The sequence below is a fragment of the Zoogloea sp. genome (assembly GCF_023150065.1).
Lineage (GTDB): Bacteria > Pseudomonadota > Gammaproteobacteria > Burkholderiales > Rhodocyclaceae > Zoogloea.
Genome location: NZ_JAKLLN010000152.1, coordinates 1 through 626, shown reverse-complemented (window position 1 = coordinate 626; position 626 = coordinate 1). Strand labels below are relative to the sequence as shown.

Sequence of the window (626 nt, the reverse complement as noted above, 5' to 3'; positions counted from 1 at the left end):
GGTGATCGGGTTGTACACCACGCCGATGACCGGCTCGTGTGCGATGAGGTAGGCGATCGACACCGCGAACAGGGGAATGCCGTTGGCGAAGTTGGTGGTGCCGTCGATCGGGTCGATGCACCACATGCCGCGTGCGCCGTCGTTCCACAGCGCCGCCTGCTCGGCGGGCGTCATCTCCTCGCCGAGCACGCCACCGGGCAGGAAGGCGGGCAGGGCCTCGCTGAAGCGCTGCTGCGAGGCCATGTCGGCCTCGGTGAACAGCGAGCCGTCGGCCTTGCGGTTGCGTGCGGACTTGAGATAGCGCGGGAGGATTTCGGCGCGCGCGATATCGCGCACCATCGATTCGAGGGCGCGGGCACGGGCGAGGCGGTGGGCGGCGGTCGGCATGGCGGAACTCCTTGCCGGCGGGCGGCGGGAGAGGGGCTGGGGGCGAGGGGAGCTGGGCCTATAATCTTACGATGATTTCACGATTCCACTTTCCGGATCGCCTGCCCGCGGGCGGCGAGGTGGCGCTCCCCGAGGCGCTCGCCCACCATGCGCTGCGGGTGTTGCGCCTGCGCGATGGCGAGGCGGTGGTGCTGTTCGACGGCAGCGGCGGAGAGGTCGATGCGCGCCTGGCCGTGCGC

2 protein-coding genes are annotated in these 626 nt (G+C 70.3%); one reads left to right on the top strand and one right to left on the bottom strand.

Going from position 1 to position 626, the window contains the following annotated elements; translation table 11 throughout:
• On the bottom strand, positions 1-387 hold a 387-nt coding region (locus L6Q67_RS23985; RefSeq protein WP_296576163.1), incomplete at its 3' end, for an inositol monophosphatase family protein.
• Between the two features lie 71 nt (positions 388-458).
• Between L6Q67_RS23985 and L6Q67_RS23980 the strand changes: the two genes are divergently transcribed.
• A partial coding sequence (locus tag L6Q67_RS23980; protein WP_367171679.1) for an RNA methyltransferase PUA domain-containing protein occupies positions 459-626 on the top strand: 168 nt, incomplete at its 3' end.